The sequence below is a fragment of the Ruegeria sp. YKSF070 genome (assembly GCF_059612725.1).
The window spans coordinates 1-7,365 of the sequence record NZ_JBXWRD010000090.1 but is presented as its reverse complement, the minus strand read 5'-3'; the positions used below and the strand labels follow the sequence as shown (position 1 = coordinate 7,365).

The window sequence follows — 7,365 nt, the reverse complement described above, 5'->3', positions numbered from 1 at the left end:
CCTCACGCAACAAGGTCCAGCCAACGGATTTCCTCCAGGACCTGCCGAAATTCAGGCTCCGGCGACACGCACATGGTTCTATACGTGTTCAGGAACGGCAGCCATCTTCTTCCAGATGATCAGAGCAAGCAGTCAGGCATCCCGAGGGTCCTGAGAATGCCCCTGTTTATGCCCCCCTAGAGGGCCTCTTATCTAGAATTATCCCTCCCCATTAATAGGTATGACTGAGGTGCCCCTAGTTTCCTAGACACCAGCCTTCTCCAATTTGAGCTGTCTTTCTTCGAAATCAACGGGCGACAGCATTCCGTTGTTCGTGTGCTTGCGTTTCGGGTTGTAGAACATTTCGATGTATTCGGACACGTCGCGTCTGGCCTGTTCCCGCGTCTTGTATTTGCGACGCCTGATCTTCTCGCGTTTTAATAGCTGAAAGAAGCTTTCGGCGACAGCATTGTCATGGCAATTCCCCCTGCGGCTCATGGAGTGTTCCAAATTATGCTCGCGGAGGAACGCGTTCCATTCTCGGCTTGTGAACTGCGCACCTTGATCTGAATGGATCAACAGACCTGGTCCCGGCTTGCGTCGCCAAATCGCCATAAGCAGAGCTTGCACCACCAGCTCTGAGTCTGCCGTGAATGGACAGCCCAGCCGATCACGCGGCGTGAGAACAGATCGATGACGGCGCAAAGATACGCAAAGCCTTCATGCGTGCGCAGATAGGTGATGTCCGTCACCCAAGCACGATCCGGCGTGTCCACGGCGAATTGGCGATCCAGTGTATTGTCCACGACAACAGCGGGCTTACCGCCATACTGACCGGGCTTCTTCTTGTAGCCGATCTGCGCCTTAATGCCTGCAAGACGCGCCAACCGGGCAACGCGGTTCTCGGATACGGCTTCACCCATCTCAAGCAGATCGTCATGGATTTTGCGATAGCCATAAACTTTGCCGCTATCTTTCCACGCCTTCTTGACCAGCATAGTCTGGCGCACATCTTCCTGCGCGCGTCGGCTTAACGGTTCCTTAATCCAAGCGTAAAAACCGCTTGGGTGAACGCTGAGAAGCTTGCAAAGAACACGAACGGGATGCTGCTGACGATGCGCGTCGATAAACGCGGACCTCACTTTGCATCCCTGGCGAAGTACGCGGTGGCCTTTCTTAGGATGTCACGCTCCTCGGTGACGCGGGCCAGTTCCTTCTTGAGACGCCTGACCTCGGCCTCTTGATCCGTTTGTCTCTGCGGCTTCGAGAACTGGGCCATCCAAGTGTACAGAGACTTGGTGCTGATCCCGAGCTGCTCTGCCACTTCTTTGACCGAATATCCTCGCTGGGTGACCTGTGCCACCGCGTCGGCCTTGAACTCATCTGAGTAACGAATTTGCCCTGACATTTGCGTCGTCCTTTGATTCCAAAACTACCAAGCAAAACGTCTACAAATCTAGGGGCACCTCAGTTCAGCTTTCTGATACTTGGCGGAAACCAATTGCCCGCTTTTACGACTTCCTTCGGAACATAGGTCCTGAAGGTTAGCGAAAACGGTTTGCCGTCAGCCGAGGGCAGCCAGTTCGAGGGTGGAAAAGCATCACTCTCGGCTGGGGCGATGAAAAGGGACAGACCGCCTTCCGCACCCCTTTCAAAGGTAGAAAAGGAATTGAAGTTGAACCTGTCGATTTCGTTCGGCACCACGCGGTAATCGGGTAGGTCCACCAGGATCACCGACCAGTACCCGTTCACCACAGCATCGGGGCTGTTCGCTTCGTCGAAGTCGATGATGTAGGTGTTGTTGCCATCCAAGGGCTCGCCGTTCTCATCCGTCGTCGCGACGAAGTAGATCACCTCGTGCGTTGTGTTCGCCCAGATACCGACCAGATTGGCCGCTGTTCTTATCCAGTAATCATCGCCGTAGATGCCGCCGACGAGTACACCCAGCCAGTTGTTCTGGAAGGACCCTGCTTCTGTCACGGCGAATTGCAGAAAGCGGGGAATGACGGTTTCACGAATGGTTGCGGCAAGGGCATCCCGCCGTGCGGGATCGGATGCGACACGCGCCACCGCGCGTACTTTGGCTTGCATGTCCGGAGCGACCGGAATGCTGTCGAACGCCCCCGAGAGTAACTCGTCTGCATGGTCGAAAACCTCGATGCCAACTAACGACTGGTTGTCAAAAACGGGCAGGTTTGAAGGTGCCGAAATCTCAGGCTCACCGAGCGTGGACATCTTGAATTGGCGTTGCAGGTCCACCGCACCGTCCACATCCGTCTGCAACTCCACCCGCGCCAGCATCTTTGCCTTTCGGGAGGGCAGCACAACGGGAACGGCGCCTTCCGGTATCTCGGCAACGGTGTCAGGTGTCATGAAGGCATAACTGCCGTGGGGATTCAGCGGGTAGTCGCGCTCGTTGATGTTGGTGACGACATTGCCCCACTCGTCGCAGATCTGCACCGTGTAGTAGCGGCCCTCGACCGGTGGGACCTCCAGCAAGACCAGGCTTTGATCATCAACCGCAATCCAGGCTTCGAGATAGGCGACATCGAGGTTCGGGTTCACGAAGTCGGCGGCACCAACCGGATTGTACTTGATGACATTGTAGTCGACCCCAGGTTCCTCCATGTCCGTCTTTTCCTGACGATCGACCAGGGCCCGCCCCAGCAAATAGACATAGGCGTCGGCGACTGTCTCGTCGTCCGGGATCTGGACAGGTTGAGCCATAGCCGGACTGATCAGGACGATGGCGGCTATTGTCGCCAGAGCGCTTTTCAGGTGGTGCCGCATCACTTCATCCTTTGAATTGCAGGAAGACGGTATTCATTCGCCAGCATGGCGGCCTGCGGAACATAGGCCCGCAGGATGACGTAGAACTGGCCCTCCGGTGCCGGCAGCCAGTTGCCCTCCTTGTCAGGGCTGGGCGACTGATTTTGGATATAGATTTCAAGTGCGCCATCGCCATCCAGCTTAAGTGAAGCCGTGCGGTCGCCTATGCTATAGCGATTGATTTCATTGTGAACGAGCAGCCGCGTTTCGCTGTCATACATCGTGAGTGACCAGAACCCATCCACAGGGGGAAGCTGGCCCGGTTCGAAACGGAGAACGTACTGTGATGTGCCGTCGAGCAAAGCACCATCGGCATCCACGTTGGCAATAGGGTAAAGTGCCTCTTCTGGGCTGTGCGTATAGAGGAATTTCCACGCGACGGCAGACCGGAAAAGATAATCGGTGCCGAAATTACCCATGGGCGGGGTGTATTCCCAACCGTTGATCCGTTCCCCCAACTGGTTCCCAAGGGCTTCGATTTCGGCCCTGCCAGCGTCGATACCTTCCTGCAGAGCGGCCTGGGTCTCGGTATCGAAGAGATCGGCTTCGAACCCATCGACACCGCCGCCCAGAACACCAATCCGATGTAGCTTTCCAAGTATCTCTTCCTCATCGAGACGAGGTGTATGCCAGTCCAGGATCATGTCGAGATAGTCGAAGAAGGCGATCGTCTCGACTGCCTCGGGGTCGAAAGCGAGAAAATCGACTTCGGGCGCGGACACGGGTACAGTTTGACCAAGGAAAGCACTGAGCGGCGTCAACTTCAGACCATCCTGCACCTCTGCGGCGCCCGACGCGTCTTTCGGTCCGTTGATGGCGGTGCGGGTTGCAAGCGCTACGAACTGGCTGGGTGCGATAAATACGCGGTCAAAGTCTTGGCTCTTCAGAGATCCTTTGAAATTCGGGCCGGCGAGGACGAATACACCACCGTCGCGCCCCGTCTCGCGAGTGCCTAAATAGGCGAAGTTGTCCGTCGAAAAATCGACGAGCTGTATGGAAAAGTACCGGTCCCCGGTCGGAGGCACCGTGATTACCAGCGGCTCTGTCCGCAAATCCGCAAACGTGGTGGAGTACAGCGTATCGTTGTTCGGAGTGACGACCAGCGTAAAATCGGGATCATAGGGTTCGCGATTATGCTGGTATGTGTTGAACCCCGAATAGACCGGTGACTGCTCAAAGATCGAAAAACCGAACATCGTCTTGTAGTTTTCGACCATGGCATACCCAAAGATATAGCCTTCACGCCCGATCTCGCGCGCTTCATCTTCGGTCAGGTCCGCTCGGGCAAGGCCTGCGCCTAAAAGGAAGAACGCAGTGCCGGCGAAGAGAGTGTTTGCGAGAATTGTCTTCATGGATCGCCTCCGGTTCTCGATCGTTCAGGGGCCTGTTCGTGAGTGATGGATGGACGAAGAAAAGCCCTCGCCCGCCGATGCGTCGCGCCTTCATCTTCCGCGAAAGCATTGGGAATCGTCAAAGTATCCGGGCCACGGGGGTTTTACCCAGTCGACGACCATTCGTGACAAAAGACACTGAACTGCACCCGCGCCCTGGGAAACACTATCAAAGTGACACCCCCGCGTTTGACACCAAATGTGCAATCTCCCAAGATTTGTGGCTTTTTGTTGTTGGGGGGATCGCGTGGATGAAGCGCAAGGAAGGATTGCAAGTCCTGTTGAGCCGGGGATGGTTGAGCCATGTTCCGCGGGCGTTCGGGGATGATCTTCTAGCCGAGGCACGGTGGCGGCACTATGAGAAGGGTGAACAGATCTCGCTCGCGGGTGACGAAAACGGCGACATGATCGGGGTCGCCGAAGGCTTCATGGCATTTCACACCAGTTTCGGCCGGCCTGATTCACCGATCCTGCACATGACCCCGCCTGTCGTCTGGTTCGGCTATCGCTCGATCCTCGTCGGCGACGCGCGGGTGGCGACAGGCATCACCATGTCACCTGTGGCATGTGCGGTGGTATCGTACCAGCATGTCCGCGCACTTCTGCACGCTCGGCCGGAACGGTGGGAGCACATGGTGATGCTGTCGATGGAATATGGCGACACGGTCTCGACCGTCGCGTCCGACCTGACCATCCGCGATGCCGAAACACGCCTTATCGCCGTACTGCTGCGCTTCGGCGGCCTGCGCGGACCCGGCGCCCGAAGCGCCGAGCCGATCACCGTTCCGGTCAACCAGAACGATCTTGCCGAAGCGGCCAATCTGTCCCGCAACTGGACGGGCGGCATCCTGCGGCGGCTGGCGGCCGAGGGCAGCATCGCGACCGGATACAGCGGCATCGCGATCAGGGATCCGAACGCTCTGCTCGCCAAAGTGGCAGAGCGCACCGGCTGACCTGTATTCCTCAGGCAACGTGCTTCGAGAATGTCGAAGGGCTCCGATGGCCCGTGATATATTAAAGAAACATGACCTTGTCCGCCCATGAGGCAAGATGACAAGCTATTTTCTCCTTTGCGCCCTACGATCGGTTTCCCAAACGCAGAGCGGCGCGGCTCCTTGCCAACAGGCAGCGTCCCGAAAAATGTCCAAATACTCAGCTGGGATCTGAAGAGGGGTCCGCAAAGGGCTCAACCGAGACATCAGAGCAAAACCATCGGATGACCGCCCAACGTAGCATTGCTGCCGTTGGTCGCGTTCGTTGATCTTGGTGACGACATTGCCCCACGCATCGCAGATTTGCCACGTGCTAGTGAATTCGGCGCCGAGCTTGGGCACCGAACTGCGGAATTCTGAACAACTGACGGCGTGGCAGGTCGAATGAACGACACGCCGGGACTTTTTCATTTCTTATGTCGTGCTCCCTCGAAGAACTGCGCGACCCATTCGGCGAATACACCGCTGTCGGTCTTGGTCCCTAGGCTTTCCCGAGCGCGCGCGATCACCAGCGGATCGAGTGAGGCAGATAGCTCATCCACCACGTCCGCAATGAAAGGGCGTGTCATTTCAGGGTGATGTTGTGTCGTCAGGATCTGGTTGCCAACGAAAAAACCGGCATAATGGTTGCGATCCGTTCTCGCAAAAACCGTGGCTCTTTCGGGCAATTGCACCACCACCTCGTTGTGGACCGCGTAAAGGTTCAGCATGTCACGCGGCGGAACCATCCATGGTGCCGTGTCGCATATGCTGACGCTGACCGTCCCGAGGCTCCATCCTGTCGGAGCTAAGGTGACCTGCCCCCCCAGCGCCTTGGCAAGCGCCTGATGACCGAAACAGATTCCGAACAGCGGTATCCCGGCCGCGTACCGGTCGCGCAGGTAATCCAAAAACTTCTCTATCAGCGGATAGGTGTCATTGACGGACGCCGGGCTGCCGGTGATGAGCATTCCGTCGAACTCTTCGGGATCATCAGGATATGTATCATCGTATACCTTGAATGACTCAAATCGCCAGTCGGGCCTTACAGCACCCAGGCACGCCGCGATCTGCTCAGATTCGCTCTCATGGCGCGAGTAAACCGCTTCGGCTCCGACGTTTGTCGACAGAATGGCGAGTTTCATTGGTCGTTATCCTAGGGGGCCGCAAGCAGTCCGATCGATAGCGCGGGAACGGCGATCAACAGCCCCAGCCGGACGAAATCGGCTGCGATGAAGGGGAGAACCCCCCGGAAGATCGTTCCAAGAGGCACGTCCTCGTTGACGGATTTCAACACGAAGACGTTCATGCCCACGGGTGGGGTGATCAGGCTGATTTCGGTCGTGACCACGAGCAGGATGCCGAACCAGACCAGATTGACATCCAGGGACACTAGGATCGGGGTGAAGATCGGTACCATCAGCAGGATGATAGACATGCTTTCGAGCACCATTCCCAACGCCAGGCACAAAAGCAGGATGAACAGGACAACCTGAAGCGGGCCGAGCGCATAGGCCTCGACCAGGTCCTCCAGCAAGAAGGGCAGATCGGAAAAATTGACGTATTCTGTAAAGAACAACGCGCCGACATAGATGGTGAACAGCATCGCGGTCGTCTTACCGGTCTCTGACATTACATTGATCAGCATGTCCCACGACAACCTGCCGCGTACGGCGACAAGGATCAGGGCAGTAACCGCGCCAATTCCCGCTGCTTCGGTCGAGGCGAGCAGGCCAAAGTAGATCCCACCGAGCACCACCGCGAAGAGGAGCAGGATGTCGATCACACCCATCAGTGCCTTGCGGCGTTCGGCCTTGCCAACCCGTGGTGCAGCCGGTCCCCGGTCTGGGTAACGCGCCGTCACGGCCTTGACCGCGGCCATGTAGCCCAGAACACCCAGCACCCCCGGTATCAGCCCGGCGACGAACATGTCCGAGATGTCCTGTTCGGTCATGATTGCGTAGATTATGAGGACGATTGAGGGCGGGATCAGGATGCCGAGCGTTCCGCCGGCGGCGATCACGCCCGTGGACAGGCTGTCATCGTAGCCTGCTGCGCGCATCGACGGCATCGAGGCGCGGCTCATGGTGGCGGCCGTTGCCAGCGAGCTGCCCGAAACGGCGCTGAATGCGCCGCAGGACAACGCGGCCGCCATGCCCAAACCTCCGCGGCGATGGCCGACATAGGCGCCGGCC

The 7,365-nt window shown here is 57.5% G+C and carries 5 protein-coding genes and 1 pseudogene; 1 reads left to right on the top strand and 5 read right to left on the bottom strand.

The features are described 5' to 3' along the window. Positions 1 to 243 precede the first annotated feature (243 nt). From AC2FL1_RS22995 to AC2FL1_RS22985, 3 genes and pseudogenes are all read right to left on the bottom strand, one after another. Positions 244 to 1,387: pseudogene (locus AC2FL1_RS22995) on the bottom strand (IS3 family transposase). A gap of 59 nt (positions 1,388 to 1,446) precedes the next feature. Further along, complete coding sequence (locus AC2FL1_RS22990) at positions 1,447 to 2,769, bottom strand: DUF1214 domain-containing protein (protein WP_496878469.1); 1,323 nt, start codon at positions 2,767 to 2,769, stop codon at positions 1,447 to 1,449. Further along, complete coding sequence (locus AC2FL1_RS22985) at positions 2,769 to 4,160, bottom strand: DUF1254 domain-containing protein (RefSeq protein WP_496878468.1); 1,392 nt, start codon at positions 4,158 to 4,160, stop codon at positions 2,769 to 2,771. The genes AC2FL1_RS22990 and AC2FL1_RS22985 overlap by 1 nt, the downstream gene beginning before the upstream one ends. Before the next feature lie 290 nt (positions 4,161 to 4,450). Between AC2FL1_RS22985 and AC2FL1_RS22980 the strand changes: the two genes are divergently transcribed. Then, the gene (locus AC2FL1_RS22980) at positions 4,451 to 5,152 is read left to right on the top strand and encodes a Crp/Fnr family transcriptional regulator (protein WP_496878467.1); all 702 of its coding nucleotides are present in this window, start codon (positions 4,451 to 4,453) and stop codon (positions 5,150 to 5,152) included. A gap of 446 nt (positions 5,153 to 5,598) precedes the next feature. Here the strand turns inward: AC2FL1_RS22980 and AC2FL1_RS22975 are convergent, their stop codons facing one another. Together AC2FL1_RS22975 and AC2FL1_RS22970 are read right to left on the bottom strand one after the other, a co-directional pair. Further along, positions 5,599 to 6,315, bottom strand: coding sequence for a type 1 glutamine amidotransferase (locus AC2FL1_RS22975; RefSeq protein ID WP_496878466.1), 717 nt, complete (start codon positions 6,313 to 6,315; stop codon positions 5,599 to 5,601). An 11-nt stretch (positions 6,316 to 6,326) separates the two neighbouring features. Beyond that, positions 6,327 to 7,365 (bottom strand): TRAP transporter large permease (locus AC2FL1_RS22970; protein ID WP_496878465.1); only part of this gene is annotated, 1,039 nt, incomplete at its 5' end.